Consider the following 15,968-nt stretch of genomic DNA (forward strand, 5'->3'; position numbering starts at 1 on the left):
TCGACGGCACGGTCACGATGGCCGACATCGGGTCGGTGGACCCGGAGACCTCGGTTCGGTTCGGACTGTCGAGCCGCGGCGGCCTGTGCGCGCGATTGAGCAATTCTGGCTTCCGTTCTGGTCTGCGTTCGTGTCGATTCACACACGTTCGGTGGTGATATGCCGTCGTATCGATTCGTCGCGCACGGCCCACTGGATTGAAACAGGGAAAGGGTACGGTTCTACCGAAGAGAACCAACCTCGAGTTCGCAAACCGAGTGCGTGGTGACTCTCGAATTCGACGTCCTGTCCGACATGAACTCCCCTCCCCACCAGGCGTACGACACGTTCGACCACGTCGGCGTTCGTGCTGCACTCACATACACACACGAGACCGTCGGCCAACCGCCGAAAGCCGACCCGAAATTCCGCGTCGAGCATCCCAGCGGCTTTCAAAGATACAACATCGGCAGGATTCTTTTGTGCAGTAATCATAAGAACCATCGATCGCCGACTCCAGCCTGTTACAGAAGTGACCCCGAGTGCCACCCGAACAGGCGCTATTCGGTCGAACGAATGACTGCTCACGCCGCGTCGCACAGCATTGTCCGACCCGTATCGGACCTGTCGTTCTGATCGACCCGCCGTTTACCGACTCGACGATTGTTTCAGGAGGCGGAGCGGCGGCGCCCGACCACGAGCGTCGCGCCGAGGGCTGCGACTGCTGCCAGACACAACACCAGTTCCGATCCGAAGCCGAGTCGTGTCGCGACGGTGAGGGATTGTCGCAGTACAACACTGGAAACCAGCACGTCGGGAGTGAACAGTGGCGAATCCTGCAGAACCTCTCCGTCCGGTGCCACGATCGCGCTCACACCACTCGTGGCGGCCACCACGACAGTTCTTCCGTGCTCGACGGCGCGCACCCTGGACATCGCGAGTTGTTGGTAGGTCATCTCGGTGTCGCCGAAGGTCGCGTTGTTGGTTGGAATTGCGATGAACTCCGCGCCCGATCGGACCGATTCCTCGAGGGCACGGTCGAATGCGACTTCGTAGCAGGTCGCTATTCCGGCTGCTATTCCCCCGGTGCGGACAACTCCGTTTCCGTTACCGGGAACGAAATAACCCGCTCGGTCGGCATATTCCGAGAACAATCGAAAAAAACTTCGGAATGGCAAGTATTCGCCGAACGGTTGAATTATCTTCTTGTCGTGCCGCTCACCGGGCCCGTCCGTACCGTTCCACGCAATTACCGAATTCGTGTTCGTGCCATCAGCATTGACGAGTACGGTCCCGACGAGAATCGGAGCCCCCACAGCCACGGACGCCTGTGTGATGAGAGTTGCGGCATCGGCATTTCTCAATGGATCTATGTCGGACGCATTCTCGGGCCACACGACGAGATCCGGGGCAGGTTGCCTGCCTGCCTCGACGTCGGCGGCCAAACTCATCGTTTCACGGACGTGATTGTCCAGGACCGCTCGCCGCTGTGCGTTGAAGTCCAGACCCAGACGCGGAACGCTTCCCTGGACGGCTGCGATCGTCACGGTCCGTTCGTCGCCTTCCGGTGCGTCGTTGCTGTGCAGCGTGGGTAGCAGCGCCACGGCCGCTATGGACGCGACCGTCGTGGCGGCGACCGGCCCGAGGAACGAGCGCACTCCGTCGCGCCGACTGCCCGCGACCAGCAGCGCGGCCGTTCCGGTTCCGGTCAGTGCCACACCGAAACTGAGCAACGGTGCACCCCCGATGCTCGCCAAGGGAAGCAGCCAGCCCTCGGGTTGTCCGAACGCCAACCGGCCCCACGGGAAACCGCCGAAGGGAACACTGGATCTGAGCCACTCGGTCAGGCTCCAGGCCAATGCCATCGACACGGGCCACCAGGCACTCCGTGCTGCGACCACACCGAGCACTCCGAACAAGCCGACGAAGACGGACTCGGCGGCGGCGAGCGCCAGCCAGGGCATCGGTCCCACGTAGACACCGATCCACGGGAGCAGTGGAACGAAGAATCCGAGTCCGGCGGCACAGCCGTAGCCGAATCCCGCTTTCAGCGACAACGGACGTCGGCCGCCGAAGCCGGTCAGGACGAGGGCCAGCAGCGCGATCCCGAGCGGTGCCAGAAACCACAGCGTTCGCGGAGGAAAGCTCGCGAATATCAGGGCACCACCGGCAACGGAGAGTGCAGTGGACATCGAGGCTCGTCGTAGTCGCCCCGCCGACGAGGCCCCGGCCCCGACACCCGAGGCGGACTCAGTTCTCATGGATGACCTGCCCGCGATGGACGGTCATCGAGCACCGTGGGCTCGTGGACGACGGGTCGAGACCGGGCAACGGGGACACCCCCGCACGGGGGTCCGTCGACCAGCGTTGCACGCTGTCCTTGGGCGCTCGGACGACGAGTTCGTCGACCTCCCACACCGCGAAGGACGCGGGCGCTCCCGGCACCAACGTTCCTGCCAATCCGTCTCGGACTCCGCCCGCACGCCACGCTCCGCGGGTACCGGCCGAGAAAGCGGCCCGAGGCGAGATGGCACTGCCCGGCGTGCGGTGGTTGACCGCGGCTCTGATCGTCGCCCACGGATCGAGTCGGGTGACCGGCGCATCCGAACCGAATGCGAGCGCCACCCCCGCCGACGCCAGGCGCGCGAACGGATGGAGCGCCGACGCACGACCTGCGCCGAGTCGCGCCGAGTACAGCCCGTCCGAACCGCCCCACAGGGCATCGAACATCGGTTGCATGCTGGCTATGACGCCCCACGAGGCCAATTTTTCGGCCTGTTCGGGTGCGACCATCGCCAGATGTTCGAGCCGATGCCCGCACGCGGCGACGGCAGGAGTTCCGAGCTCGGCCACCACCCGCTCGAACGCTGTGACTGCAGCCGACACAGCCGCGTCGCCGATGACGTGGAAACCCGCCTGTATCCCGGCGGTCGTGCACGCCGAGATGTGTGCGGCGATCGCATCGACGTCCTCGTACGGGGCAGCCGATCCGGCGCCGTCGGCGTAGGGCGACGACAGCCACGCGGTCCGCGACCCCAGCGAGCCGTCGACGAAGATGTCGCCGGCCAGTCCGTGGGCACCGGTGTCGCCGAGCAGCTGCCGCGCCTGCTCGGCCGTCTCGACCAGCTCGCCCCAGTATCCGCGAACCTCCACCCCGTGTTCGGTGGCCATCAGTTCACGGAAGTCGTCGATACCCGACACGATCGGACCGGCACATTCGTGGACTGCGACGATTCCCTGCGCCGCAGCACTGTCGAGCGCAGCTGTTCGAGCCAGAGCGCGGGTATCGGGCGTGATCATCGACCGCGCTGTCTGCCGCGCGAGGTGATGCGCGGCAGCGGTGAGCGGGGACTGCTCCGAGAAGCCGGTGACGGATTCGATACCGGTCGCGGCGACGCGCAACGGCGTCGAGACGGCGGCGGAATGCGAATCGATGCGAGTGAGGTACACCGGACGACCAGGAGCTGCCGCATCGAGGTCGGCTGTGGACGGTGCACGATGTTCGGGCCACCCGGTTTCGTCCCAGCCGTGTCCCCAGATCAGTGCGTCCGAGGACGATGATGCGTGTTCGGCGAGCACCCGCAGGCAGTGTTCGAGCGAAGTGCAGCCGGACAGATCGAGTCCGATCAGCGACAGACCCAGATCGGTGACGTGCACGTGAGTGTCGACGAACGCCGGTGCCACGAAGGAGCCCGCCAAGTCGGTGATGCGGACTCCTGGATGCAGCGCTCGCCCGGTGCGGTCCTCACCGATCCAGCTGACGATTCCATCGGTCACGGCCATGGCGGTGGCGTCGGAGGCCATCGGACTGTAGATCCGTCCGCCGCAGAACAATTCGGTGGTCACGAACGACCAGTCTGCCCCTACCGGTGTGGCTTCCGGAAATCCCCGGCTGCGGGATCGAAGCGGTCGGCCTCGATCACCTGTCCCTCGAGTATCGGCGCAGAACCGGATGCATTCGGTGCTCGCGTGCTGTCGTCGAGGATCTCACCGTCGATGACGGTGGGGCGCATGCGCCGGGTGGCGGTAGCGACCTGTGGCAACCAGCGCGCGGCGGCCCACATCACTGCTGGGCGCAGTAGCCACCTGGTCGGCGGGATCAACAGCAGCAACCCGATCACCGTGGTCACCAGGCCGGGCACGAACATCGCGACCGACCCTGCGGCGAAGAGAGCGCCGTCGGCCACGGCACCGCCGGCCGATCGCTCGCCTCGCGATGCCCGCTGCAGACCGTCCAACACACGTCTGCCCTGCGATCGCACGAGGAGTGACCCGACCAGCGATCCACCGATCAGCAGCACGACGGTCCAGAGCACACCGAGCGCGCTTCCTACGGCGACCAGCGCTGCGACCTCGACCACGACATAGAGTACGAACAGAGCGAGCATGACGGTCCTTTCTTCGCTTCACCGGTACAACGCGCGGGGCATCGAAATAGCTCCCGACTTGCCGTGTTTGTCGGCAGATTCTCAGGAACCCGGCCGGACGAGGCCGGTTTCGTACGCCACGACGACGGCCTGGACTCGATCGCGGACGTCCAACTTCGTCAGGATTCGGCCGATGTGAGTCTTGATCGTCGCCTCGGACAGATGCAGGGCGGCCGCAATCTCGGCGTTGGACAAGCCGGTAGCCAAGTGCACCAGCACCTCGCGCTCGCGTCCGGTGAGCGCATCGAGAACGGCGGCATCGGTGGTCGACACGGACTGCTCGACGAACCTCGACAGCAAACGCTTGGTGACCTTCGGCGAGACGACGGCATCGCCTGCGGCCACGCTGCGAATCGCGGAGACCAGGTCCTCGGGTGGAGTGTCCTTGAGCAGGAATCCACTGGCCCCTGCCCGGAGTGCCCCGAGGACGTGTTCGTCGAGATCGAAGGTCGTCATCACCAGAACCTTGGCGTCCGAACCCGATTCGGTGATGCTGCGGGTGGCGGCGACGCCGTCGATGCCGGGCATGCGGACGTCCATCAGCACTACCGCCGGTGCCAGTCTGGCGACGGCCTCGACGGCACCCGCCCCGTCCGAGGCCTCCCCCACCACCTCGATGTCGTCCTGCGCCTCGAGCACCATGTTCAATCCCATGCGCATGAGTTCCTGGTCGTCCACGACGACAACGGTGATCGGCACCGACCCAACCTAGCCCTCACTCGATCGGCAGCGTTGCCCGCACGAGCCAATTGCCGTGCGGCGTCCGCCCGGCGTGCAGGGTGCCTCGAAGCACCGCTACTCGCTCGCGCATTCCGAGAAGTCCGTGTCCACCACCGTCCTCGGACGGTGGTGCGCCGGAGCCGTTGTCGGAGATCTCGACGGTGACCGCATCTTCTCCGCGAACCACCTTGACGACAGCGCGTGGCGCGTGACCGGCGTGGCGGAGGACGTTGGTCAGCGATTCCTGCACCAACCGGTGCACTCCCAGGCTGATCGCCGGACTGATGTCGTCCAGGTTTCCGGTCTGTTCGAGCTCGACGTTCAATCCGGCGCGACCCATCATCTCCACGACACGGGCCAGACCGGCGGTGCCGTACTGGGGCATGTCGTCCGAGTCGGGCGAGGTCCGCAGCAACGCGACCGTTCGACGCAGCTCGGCCAATGCCGAACGGCCCGTTGCGGAGATGTTGGCCACGGCCTGCTCTGCGCGATCGGGATTGCGCCTGATGGCGTACGAGGCGCCGTCGGCCTGCACCACCATGACACTGACGCTGTGGGCGATGACGTCGTGCAGTTCGCGTGCAATGCGAGTGCGCTCGGTGAGCACGGCCTCTTCGGCGCGTCGGTCCCTGTCGTACTCGGCCACGACGAGTCGGGCCTGAGTCGCTTCGTCGTACGCCCGGCGGGCACCGAGAAATTCCGCCGCAACCCACGACAGGGCGTACATCAGCGCGCTGAACAGCAGTGTCGTGAACACCGGTTGGGCGAACAGAAGCAGGTTCGCGGCGGTGTACACGGCGAGTGCGGCGGCATAGACGCCGCCCTGAACTCGACCGACGTACGCGACCAGCGTGTAGAGCATGATCGGCAGGGCGAGCGCTGCCGGGTGACCGTTGTACGCATCGCCCACCAGGCTGCCCGCTATGTCGGAGCTGAGCGTGGTGACGAGAGTCAGTGCTGCGATCGTGCGGGGCAGACGCCGCCGCCACGCGACGGGAATCGTCAGCACGACCGAGAAGACCAGGAACAACGGCCCGTTCAGACCGTCGACCGAGCTGACGAACACCAGAATGTCGACGACGAACAGCCCGACGGCCAGCAGGGCATCGGCCACGAACGGCTGCCCACGGAGCCACAGACTGAATCGACGCATGTGATTGAGTTTGCCGTATGACTGCTGCCGACTGGGGATTGCTGATGGTCGCTGCCACGGCCGCCGGTTGGGTCGACGCCGTGGTGGGCGGAGGTGGCCTCATCCTGTTGCCGGCGATTCTTCTCGTGGCACCTCAGCTGACGCAGCAGGCAGCGCTGGCGACGAACAAGGCGACTGCCGTATTCGGTACCGTCGCCGCCGTCGTGACCTTCGCACGGAAGGTTTCGCTGAATTGGGCGGTGCTCGTTCCGGCCGGCGTCCTCGCCGCCGTGACCTCGGCGGCCGGCGCTGCTGCGGTGTCGTTGATCGACCGCGAGCTGTTCATCCCGATCATCATGGTGGTTCTCGTGGGTGTGGCAGTACTGGTCACCTGCCGTCCGACCATCGGCCTGACCGCGGCACCGTCGCCGCCGACCCATCGCAAGGTTCTGGTCGTCATCGGTTGTGCAGCTGCCGGAATCGGCTTCTACGACGGCATTCTCGGGCCCGGCACCGGAACGTTCCTCATCATCGTCTTCGCCACGATGCTCGGCACCGAGTTCGTGCGCAGTGCCGCGATGGCCAAGGTGATCAACGTCGGGTCCAATGTCGGTGCCCTCGCCTTCTTCGCCGTCACCGGCAGCGTCTACTGGCAACTCGGAGCAGTCATGGCGGTGTGCAACGTGTTCGGTGCCGTCCTCGGGTCCAGGACGGCGGTCGCCCGCGGTGCCGGATTCGTGAGAATCGTCTTGCTGGTTGTGGTCGTGGGCATGGTCGTTCGACTCGGATGGCAACAATTCGGCTAGCGTCTTCAGGCGTGACGAGACAATCGGATCGGTCGGTCGACGCCGACTTCCTGGCTCTGCCCCTGCAGGCCCTCGCGGACGCCGCCCTGAGCACGGCTCGATCCGCCGGGGCAACGCATGCCGATGTTCGCGTGCAGCGCTTGACGACTCAGTCGATCTCGCTGCGCGACGGCTCGGTTCAATCCGCAATCGACGCCGGGGAGATCGGGCTCGCCGTGCGGGTCGTGGTCGACGGCACCTGGGGTTTCGCGTCGCACGCCGAACTCGGTACCGACGCAGCCGCAGCCACGGCCCGCAGTGCGGTCGAGGTGGCCACAGCGCTGCGCACGCTCAATCGCGAACGCGTCGAACTCGCCTCCGAGCCGGTGTACTCGAATGCGACGTGGGTGTCGGAGTACGACATCGACCCGTTCGAGGTACCCACCGCCGAGAAGGTGGCACTGCTGGCGGAGTATTCGTCCCGGCTGGCGGCGTCGGACGGCGTCGATCACGTCACCGCCTCGGTTCTGCAGGTCAAGGAGCAGTCCTTCTACGCGGATCTGGCCGGCAGCGGCATCACGCAGCAGCGGGTGCGACTGCATCCCCAGTTCGAGGCCACCACGGTGGATCGATCCGCCGGTGCATTCGAGACCATGCGCACCCTCGCGCCACCCGTCGGACGAGGTTGGGAGTACCTGGGTGAGCACAGCACTTGGGACTGGGCCGACGAGCTGGCCCGGATCCCCGAATGGCTGGCCGAGAAGGTGAAGGCACCGTCCGTCGTGGCAGGCCCAACGGATCTCGTCATCGATCCGACCAACCTGTGGCTCACCATTCACGAGTCGATCGGGCACGCAACGGAATACGACCGTGCCATCGGCTACGAGGCCGCCTACGCCGGCACGTCGTTCGCGACCCCGGACCAGTTGGGGACGCTGCGCTACGGATCGCCCATCATGCACGTCACCGCCGACCGGACCGAGATCAACGGCCTGGCCAGCATCGGTTGGGACGACGACGGAGTGGCGTCGCAGAGATGGGACCTGGTCCGCGACGGCACACTGGTGGGCTACCAACTCGATCGAGTGTTCGCCCCCAAACTCGGTCTGGAGCGGTCCAACGGATGTTCGTACGCCGATTCTCCGCATCATGTTCCGATCCAGCGGATGGCGAACGTATCGCTGCAGCCCGACCCCGATGTCGATCGTTCCACCGCCGACGTCATCGGCGAGGTGGAGGACGGCATCTACGTCGTCGGAGACAAGTCCTGGTCGATCGACATGCAGCGCTACAACTTTCAGTTCACCGGCCAACGCTTCTACCGAATCCGCAACGGCGTGCTCGACGGCCAGGTGCGTGACGTGGCGTACCAGGCGACGACCACCGAATTCTGGGGCTCGATGGAACTGCTCGGCGGACCGTCCACGTGGCGACTCGGCGGCGCATTCAACTGCGGCAAGGCCCAACCCGGGCAGGTGGCCGCCGTAAGCCACGGGTGCCCCGTCGCGTTGTTCCGCGGCGTCAACGTCCTCAACACCCGATCGGAGGCAGGTCGATGATCGCGCCGCAGCTCGTGATCGAACGTGCACTCGCCTGCGCGAGTGTCGACGACACCATCGTGATCGTCACCGACTCCAGCGATGCAACACTGCGGTGGGCCGGAAACTCCATGACCACCAACGGAATTGCCACCTCCCGGCGCTGGGAGGTGATCTCGATCGTGCGAGAGGCCGACGTCGTTCGGGGCAGGAGTGGAGCCGGCGGAACGACCGTTCGAGTCGGCACCGTGTCGTCGACGAGTGTCGATCCGGACGACATCGAGGCAGTGGTTCGGGCCAGCGAGGCGGCGGCGCGATCGGCAGAGCCCGCCGAGGACGCGATGCCCTTGCTGCCTCGCGAGTCGGTCTCGGACCCGCACGACTGGGACCGCCGAGCACAACATACGTCGGTCGACGTGTTCGGCTCGCTGGCAACGGAATTGAACGTCGGATTCGATGGTGAGGACGCGCTGTACGGATTCGCGCAGCACACCGTCGACAACGTCTGGCTCGGAACCTCGACCGGGGTGCGTCGTACTTTCACACAGCCCACCGGATCGGTCGAGATCAATGGAAAGCGATCCGGTGCGAGCGCCTGGGTGGGCACCGGAACCACCGACTTCCGGAACGTGTCGGCCGAGACGATGTTGGCGGAGCTGTCCACCCGGCTCGGCTGGGCCCGGAACACCATCGAACTGCCCGCCGGTCGCTATGAGACTGTGCTGCCCCCGTCGGCGGTGGCAGACCTGATGATCTATCTGATGTGGACCATGGAAGGCCGCGGAGCGCAGGAAGGCCGCACCGCACTCTCGCGGGCAGGTGGGACGCGAGTCGGCGAGAAACTCACCGACCTGCCGCTCACCCTGTACTCCGATCCACACGCATCCGGACTCGAGTACGCGCCGTTCGTGGTGGCCGGGTCGTCTAGTGATTCGGTGTCGGTGTTCGACAACGGCATGGACATCGAGCGCGTCGACTGGATCCGCGACGGATCGGTCTCCGCCCTGGCCTACCCACGTGCAGCGGCGCAGAAGTTCGGAGCCCCTGTCGCGGTCCCGGGCGAGAACCTCGTTCTGACGGGCGGCACCGACGTCGGTCTGGACAAGATGGTTGCCGACACCGAACGCGGGCTGCTCCTGACGACGCTCTGGTACATCCGTGAGGTCGATCCGACCTCGCTACTGCTCACCGGACTGACCAGAGACGGCGTCTATGCCATCGAGAACGGTCGAATCACCGGTGCAGTGAACAACTTTCGCTTCAACGAAAGCCCGCTGGATCTGCTACGACGCGTCACCGAGGCGGGCGCAACCGAGGCGACACTGCCGCGCGAGTGGAAGGACTGGTTCACTCGCACGGCAATGCCACCGCTACGCGTTCCCGACTTTCACATGTCGTCGGTCAGCGCGGCACAGTAGGGTTGAATTCTGGTCGTTCCTGCAGGCTCCACTCCTGCCCTGCCTACTTGTCGGGACCGGTCAACTCGAGGGCGATGTTGTCGGGGTCTCGGAACTCCACGATGGACATGCCGGGGCCCGCGTCCTTGATGCCCTCGTGCGCGATGCCCAGCTCGTCGAGGGTCTTCACGGCATCCTCGAGTGCGGCCCGGGTGTCGACGGTGAAGCTGAGGTGATCGAGCCCGCACCGGTCCTCGGCGAACGTGTCGTCGCTCGGTGCGACCGGGCGCAGCCCGAGCAGACCGCCGCCGAACTTGTAGATGACGCCGCCGAAGAGGAACCACAGCGCCTTCTTGGTCTCTTCGTCCGCGTCGGGATCCCAGGCGTAGGCGACGTCGAAGCCGAACACCGAGTCGTAGAACGATCGGGACCGGTCGATGTCACTGACGGTGAGGCGAACATGGTTGTAATCGGTCACTGCGATAGGCACGTGGTGCTCCATTCCGGCAGCAGGGGAAGCTGCCTCGTGAAGCATTCGGAACTGCGCATACGAGCGATGGTGCCGACTTTCGCTAGCTGGCGGCAGTGATCGCCAGCCCGACGGAGCCGCTCTTGCCCCGGCGCAGCACACTGCCCTTGACGGTGAGCCACCCGAGAATTCCGTACTTCGACGCGATGGCTGCCCGGGCCTTCTCCGTCTGGGCCGCGTCGAGTATTTCGGCCCGTGCGTCGACCGCGTCGCCCTGGGGGTTACCGCGCATGTCGCACGGTGCCAGGGTGACTGCGGGGTTGCGGCGAATCCGTTTGACCTTCCACGAATCGGCCACCGTCCACACCAGCAGCCGATCCCCGTCGAGTGCACCCCACAGCGGGGTCGGCACCCCGGTGCCGTCCTTCTTGAACGTCGTCAGCAGTACGTACTTGCCCTTTGCAATGTCTTCGAAGGTGGCAGCCATACCGCTCAGAGTACGTCGCTACTCCCCTTCGAGCTCGCCCTCGGTTTCCAGATACACCTGGCGCAAGCCGTCGAGAACCTGCTTGTCCGGTTCGGCCCACATCTTTCGTTCGGCCGCCTCGAGCAGTCGCTCCGCGATGCCGTGCAGGGCCCACGGATTGGACTGCTGCATGAACTTCTTGTTCTGCTCGTCGAGCACGTAGGTCTCGGCCAGCTTCTCGTACATCCAGTCCTGCACCACGTCGGTCGTCGCGTCGTAACCGAAGAGGTAGTCCACGGTCGCCGCCATCTCGAACGCGCCCTTGTAACCGTGCCTGCGCATGGCGTCGAGCCACTTCGGGTTCACCACCCGGGCGCGGAAGACTCGTGCGGTCTCTTCCGACAGTGTGCGCGTGCGAACCGATTCCGGCCGTGTGCTGTCACCGATGTACGCCTCGGGCGACTTTCCGGTCAACGCGCGCACGGTCGCGACCATGCCGCCGTGGTACTGGAAGTAGTCGTCGGAATCGGCGATGTCGTGCTCACGCGTGTCGGTGTTCTTGGCGGCGACGGCAATGCGCTTGTAGGCGGTGCGCATGTCGTCCGAGGCCGGTACGCCGTCGAGACCGCGGCCGTACGCGAAGCCACCCCAGGTGGTGTACACCTGCGCCAGGTCGTCGTCGCTGCGCCAGGTCTTGCTGTCGATCAGCTGGAGCAATCCGGCACCGTAGGTGCCCGGCTTCGATCCGAAAATGCGCGTCGTGGAACGTCGTTCGTCGCCGTGCTCGGCCAGATCGGCCTGCGCATGGGCTCGCACGTAGTTCTGCTCGGCCGGCTCGTCCAACGCGGCGACCATCCGGACCGCATCGTCGAGCAATGCGAGTACGTGGGGAAACGCGTCGCGGAAGAAGCCGCTGATCCGGACCGTCACGTCGATGCGGGGACGGCCGAGCTCGACGAGGTCGATCACCTCGAGCCGCGTCACCCTGCGCGATGCCTCGTCCCACACCGGCGAGACCCCCAGCAAGGCGAACACTTCTGCGATGTCGTCGCCGGAGGTGCGCATGGCCGAGGTTCCCCACACCGACAGTCCGACGGATTTCGGCCACTCGCCGTGATCCTGGCGGTAGCGAGCGAGAAGTGATTCCGCCATCGCCTGCCCGGTCTCCCATGCCAACTTCGAGGGCACGGCCTTCGGGTCGACGGAGTAGAAATTGCGGCCGGTGGGGAGAACGTTGATCAGCCCGCGCAGCGGTGAACCGCTCGGCCCGGCCGCGATGAACCCACCGTCGAGCGCGTGCAGTACCTGGGCGATCTCGCGTGAGGTCCCGCGCAGACGTGGAACGACCTCGGCTGCGGCGAACTCGAGAATCTGTGTGACCACGCCGCCGTGCTCGCCCGCGACCCGTGCGGCAGCTGCGGGATCCCACTGCGCTGCCTGCATCGCCGCGACCAACCCGTGGGCCACGGCCTCGATACTGTCGACGCGGGTCCGGTCCTCGTCGCCGTCCTCGCTGAGCCCCAGTGCTTCTCGCAGACCGGGAACCGTCTGCTCTCCACCCCACATCTGCCGAGCTCGGAGCATCGCGAGCACCAGTTCGACTTCGGCGTCTCCGACGGGTTCCTGGCCCAGGATGTGCAGTCCGTCGCGGATCTGTACGTCCTTGATCTCGCACAGCCACCCGTCGACGTTCAGCAGCATGTCGTCGAACACTTCCTCGTCGGGACGCTCCTCGAGCCCGAGGTCCTTGTGCATCTGCGCCGCCGTCATCAGGGTCCAGATCTGCTGGCGGATGGCGGGCAGCTTGGCCGGGTCGAGTGCCGAGATGTTCGCGTGCTCGTCGAGCAGTTGCTCGAGGCGGGAGATGTCGCCGTAGCTCTCCGCGCGCGCCATCGGAGGAATCAGGTGATCGACGAGGGTGGCGTGTGCTCGCCGCTTGGCCTGCGTGCCCTCCCCCGGATCGTTGACCAGGAACGGGTAGATCAACGGTAGGTCTCCCAGGGCCGCATCGGTTCCGCAGGAAGCCGACATACCGAGTGTCTTGCCCGGCAGCCATTCCAGGTTGCCGTGCTTGCCCAGGTGCACCATGGCGTCGGCACCGAAGCCGCCGTCGGCCTGCGTGGCCGAGATCCACCGGTAGGCCGCCAGATAGTGATGGCTCGGCGGCAGGTCCGGGTCGTGATAGATCGCAACCGGCTTCTCGCCGAATCCGCGCGGCGGTTGCACCATGATCACCACGTTGCCGAATTGCATTGCAGCGATAACGATCTCACCGTCCGGATCGGCAGATCGATCAACGTAGAGATCACCCGGTGCCGGGCCCCAGTGCTCGACGACGCCGTCGCGTAGATCCGCGGGAAGCTTCTCGAACCACCGGCCGTACTGCGCGGCCGAGATACGAATGGGATTGCCCTCGAGCTGGGCATCGGTGAGCCAGTTGGGATCCTGGCCGCCGCGGGCGATCAGCGCATGGATGAGGGCGTCACCGTCGCGGGCAGCCAGACCCGGCACCGAATCCGGGCCGTCGAGTGGACCGAGGTCGTAGCCGGCGGTGCGCATATCGGACATCAACGCGATCGCGCTGGCCGGAGTGTCGAGGCCGACGGCGTTACCGATCCGCGCATGCTTGGTGGGATAGGCCGAGAACATCAGGGCGATACGGCGATCGGCGGCTGGAATGTGCCGCAGCCGCGCGTGCCGTACTGCAATGCCTGCTACTCGAGCGGCCCGCTCGTGGTCCGGGACGTACGTGGTCAAGCCGTCGTCGTCGATCTCCTTGAACGAGAACGGGACCGTGATGAGGCGGCCGTCGAACTCCGGAACGGCGACCTGCGTGGCGACGTCCAGAGGGGAGAGTCCGTCGTCGTTCTCGGCCCACGTCGCGCGAGAACTCGTCAGGCACAGTCCTTGCAGAATCGGCACATCGAGCGCGGCGAGCTCGGCGACGTCCCAGGCTTCGTCGTCGCCGCCGGCAGACGCGCCGGCAGGTTTGGTGCCACCGGCTGCGAGCACGGTCACGATCAGGGCGTCCGCCGACTTCAGGGTCTCGAGCAGATCAGCTTCCGCGGTGCGCAGGGAGGCGCAGTAGATCGGAAGTGCGGTGGCCCCGGCGTTCTCCACAGCCGTGGCGAGAGCATCGATGTACGTGGTGTTTCCGGCCAGATGCTGGGCTCGGTAGTACAGGATCGCGACCGTCGGTCCCGCGGACTGCGGACCTGAGGTTCGTTCGAGGTGGCCCCAGGTAGGCAGGTGCTGTGGTGCATCGAAACCGTGCCCGGTCAGCAGCACCGTGTCGGAGAGAAAGTTGTACAGCTGACGAAGATTGTCCGATCCGCCCTCGGCCAGATAGTTGTGTGCCTGCGCCGCGACGTTGGCAGGCACCGTCGAGATCTCCATCAGATCGGCGTCGGGTGCCTGTTCACCGCCGAGCACGACGACCGGCAGTCCGGTGGCCAGAACCGCGTCGATGCCCGACTCCCACGATCGCCTCGACCCCAGGATGCGCACGATGATCAACTCGGCCGACTCGGCCATCGCCGGAATGTCCGCGGCGAGCAGCCGGGAAGGGTTGCCCCAGGCGAAGTCGGCTCCGCTCGCACGGGCGCTGCGCAGATCGGTGTCCGACGTGGACAGCAACAAGAACACGGGTAACGCCCTCCTCGGGGGTTTCGCGCCCCTGAACTTCGGTGGTTCGAATGATCGGTGGAAACTGCTCTTCGACTCGTCGGCGAGAGGGTCTGACTCCAGCCCCGACCCGAAGGATCGAAGGCCGTCACAGTGGCGCGACCGTACCGGATTCTCGCCGGTTTCCTCTCGGCCGGAGCCGTGGACATCGAATGCTACCGGGGCCAGCGGGGAATGGGGCCACCCGTTGCGCTTGTAGCCTGGTGACCATGAGTTCGCCAGAGAGGTCGGTGCCCGACGGCTGCCCAGGAGCGCTGACGACCCATCTGGCCGCGGACGGTCCGCTGGCACGAATCCGGCTGCCGGGTGGCGTCGTGTCGCCGGGGCAGATGCAGGTACTGGCGCAGGCCGCTGCCGAGCTGGGCGACGGCACGTTGGAGCTGACCTCGCGGGGCAATATCCAGGTGCGCGCGGTGTCGGACCCGGACGACTTGGCGACCAGATTGGCTGACGCCGGGCTGCTTCCGTCCTCGACCCACGAGCGTGTGCGCAACATCCTCGCCTCACCCCTGTCGGGCCGGGTGGGAGGTCTCACCGATGTGCGCGCGCTGGTCGGTGCGCTGGACGAGGGCCTGTGTGCACAACCCGATCTGGCAGACCTGCCGGGTAGGACGCTGTTCGCACTCGACGACGGCCGCGGCGACCTGTGCGGACTGGAGCCGGATTTCGGTGCCTACGCCCAGCCCGACGGGTCGTACGCACTGCTGTTGGCGGGCCGGGACAGCGGCGTTCGCGTGGACCGCGACAGCGTCGTGTCGACGCTGCTGAACTGCGCGGGTGCCTTCGTGGAACTTCGGCAGTCCCAGTGGCGGGTAGCCGAAATGGACGACGGCCCGGCCCGGATCCTCGACCGACTCGGTCTCGCGGCCGGCCCTGTCCTGCCGATGCCCGCACCCGTGGAGGTGCCACCGATCGGTTGGCTCGATCAGGACGACGGCCTGGTGGCGCTGGCCGCGGGACTGGCCAACGGTGTTCTCGGGGCGCGGCTCGCGGAGTTCCTCGCGGCGATCGACCGCCCGCTGATCATGACTCCGTGGCGATCGCTGATCGTGTGTGATCTGGACGAGGAACCGGCCGAACAGGTCGTCCGCGTGCTCGCCCCGATGGGACTGATCTTCGACGCGGGATCACCGTGGATTCGCGTCAGCTCGTGCACCGGATCGCCGGGGTGCGAGAAGTCGTTGGCCGACGTACGAGCCGACCTCTCCGCGGCCGTCGATGCCCGCATGACTCCGCGCGACGAGCGGCAACACTGGTCCGGGTGCGAACGGCGGTGCGGACGACCCAAGGGCGAGGTGACCGACGTCATCGCAACGGGAATCGGCTACCGCGTCGAGTGAGGGGACCCAGACCGGCTTCCGGCCGAGGGGC

The 15,968-nt window shown here is 66.1% G+C and carries 12 protein-coding genes; 4 read left to right on the forward strand and 8 right to left on the reverse strand.

The window, feature by feature from the left end; translation table 11 throughout:
- Nucleotides 1-647: 647 nt before the first annotated feature.
- The 5 genes from lnt to CH256_RS17770 form a co-directional block, all read right to left on the reverse strand.
- Nucleotides 648-2,171, reverse strand: coding sequence for an apolipoprotein N-acyltransferase (lnt, locus tag CH256_RS17750; RefSeq protein WP_068050485.1), 1,524 nt, complete (start codon nt 2,169-2,171; stop codon nt 648-650).
- 58 nt (nt 2,172-2,229) lie between these two features.
- Nucleotides 2,230-3,783, reverse strand: a complete 1,554-nt coding sequence (locus CH256_RS17755) for an amidohydrolase (RefSeq protein WP_094670195.1) — start codon at nt 3,781-3,783, stop codon at nt 2,230-2,232.
- 59 nt (nt 3,784-3,842) lie between these two features.
- Nucleotides 3,843-4,367: an FxsA family protein gene (locus CH256_RS17760; RefSeq protein ID WP_094641784.1), complete on the reverse strand. Its 525-nt coding sequence runs from the start codon at nt 4,365-4,367 to the stop codon at nt 3,843-3,845.
- Between the two features lie 81 nt (nt 4,368-4,448).
- On the reverse strand, nt 4,449-5,105 hold the full coding sequence (locus tag CH256_RS17765; RefSeq protein ID WP_094641786.1) for a response regulator: 657 nt from the start codon (nt 5,103-5,105) through the stop codon (nt 4,449-4,451).
- Between the two features lie 16 nt (nt 5,106-5,121).
- Entirely contained in the window at nt 5,122-6,279 is a 1,158-nt protein-coding gene (locus tag CH256_RS17770) for a sensor histidine kinase (protein WP_094641788.1), read from the reverse strand.
- 17 nt (nt 6,280-6,296) lie between these two features.
- Here CH256_RS17770 and CH256_RS17775 point away from each other — a divergent pair, with 17 nt between their 5' ends.
- From CH256_RS17775 to CH256_RS17785, 3 genes are read left to right on the forward strand one after another with little or no spacing between them, the layout of a single operon-like run.
- Complete coding sequence (locus tag CH256_RS17775; RefSeq protein WP_094670171.1) at nt 6,297-7,064, forward strand: TSUP family transporter; 768 nt, start codon at nt 6,297-6,299, stop codon at nt 7,062-7,064.
- The gene (locus CH256_RS17780; RefSeq protein ID WP_094670172.1) at nt 7,046-8,602 is read left to right on the forward strand and encodes a TldD/PmbA family protein; all 1,557 of its coding nucleotides are present in this window, start codon (nt 7,046-7,048) and stop codon (nt 8,600-8,602) included. The genes CH256_RS17775 and CH256_RS17780 overlap by 19 nt, the downstream gene beginning before the upstream one ends.
- Nucleotides 8,599-9,999 carry a metallopeptidase TldD-related protein gene (locus CH256_RS17785; protein ID WP_094670173.1) on the forward strand — a complete coding sequence of 467 codons (1,401 nt, stop codon included), beginning with the start codon at nt 8,599-8,601 and terminating at the stop codon, nt 9,997-9,999. Before CH256_RS17780 ends, CH256_RS17785 begins: the two co-directional genes overlap by 4 nt.
- 43 nt (nt 10,000-10,042) lie before the next feature.
- Here CH256_RS17785 and CH256_RS17790 read toward each other — a convergent pair whose 3' ends face one another.
- From CH256_RS17790 to cobN, 3 genes are all read right to left on the reverse strand, one after another.
- A complete protein-coding gene (locus CH256_RS17790) occupies nt 10,043-10,468 on the reverse strand; it encodes a VOC family protein (RefSeq protein ID WP_068050614.1) in 426 nt (141 codons plus the stop codon).
- 82 nt (nt 10,469-10,550) lie between these two features.
- Entirely contained in the window at nt 10,551-10,934 is a 384-nt protein-coding gene (locus CH256_RS17795; RefSeq protein ID WP_094670174.1) for a PPOX class F420-dependent oxidoreductase, read from the reverse strand.
- Nucleotides 10,935-10,952: 18 nt separating this feature from the next.
- The gene (gene cobN, locus CH256_RS17800; protein ID WP_094670175.1) at nt 10,953-14,558 is read right to left on the reverse strand and encodes a cobaltochelatase subunit CobN; all 3,606 of its coding nucleotides are present in this window, start codon (nt 14,556-14,558) and stop codon (nt 10,953-10,955) included.
- Between the two features lie 248 nt (nt 14,559-14,806).
- Between cobN and cobG the strand changes: the two genes are divergently transcribed.
- Nucleotides 14,807-15,937 (forward strand): precorrin-3B synthase, encoded by a 1,131-nt coding sequence (gene cobG / locus CH256_RS17805; RefSeq protein ID WP_094670196.1) that lies wholly within the window; start codon nt 14,807-14,809, stop codon nt 15,935-15,937.
- Nucleotides 15,938-15,968: the final 31 nt, after the last annotated feature.

The sequence above is a fragment of the Rhodococcus sp. 05-2254-6 genome (assembly GCF_002258565.1).
Lineage (GTDB): Bacteria > Actinomycetota > Actinomycetes > Mycobacteriales > Mycobacteriaceae > Rhodococcoides.

Coding starts and splice junctions, on each gene's coding strand:
- lnt (WP_068050485.1), bottom strand. CDS start 2,171: ATGTCCACTGCACTCTCCGTTGCCGGTGGTGCCCTGATATTCGCGAGC.
- CH256_RS17755 (WP_094670195.1), bottom strand. CDS start 3,783: ATGGCCTCCGACGCCACCGCCATGGCCGTGACCGATGGAATCGTCAGC.
- CH256_RS17760 (WP_094641784.1), bottom strand. CDS start 4,367: ATGCTCGCTCTGTTCGTACTCTATGTCGTGGTCGAGGTCGCAGCGCTG.
- CH256_RS17770 (WP_094641788.1), bottom strand. CDS start 6,279: ATGCGTCGATTCAGTCTGTGGCTCCGTGGGCAGCCGTTCGTGGCCGAT.
- CH256_RS17775 (WP_094670171.1), top strand. CDS start 6,297: ATGACTGCTGCCGACTGGGGATTGCTGATGGTCGCTGCCACGGCCGCC.
- CH256_RS17780 (WP_094670172.1), top strand. CDS start 7,046: ATGGCAACAATTCGGCTAGCGTCTTCAGGCGTGACGAGACAATCGGAT.
- CH256_RS17785 (WP_094670173.1), top strand. CDS start 8,599: ATGATCGCGCCGCAGCTCGTGATCGAACGTGCACTCGCCTGCGCGAGT.
- CH256_RS17795 (WP_094670174.1), bottom strand. CDS start 10,934: ATGGCTGCCACCTTCGAAGACATTGCAAAGGGCAAGTACGTACTGCTG.
- cobG (WP_094670196.1), top strand. CDS start 14,807: ATGAGTTCGCCAGAGAGGTCGGTGCCCGACGGCTGCCCAGGAGCGCTG.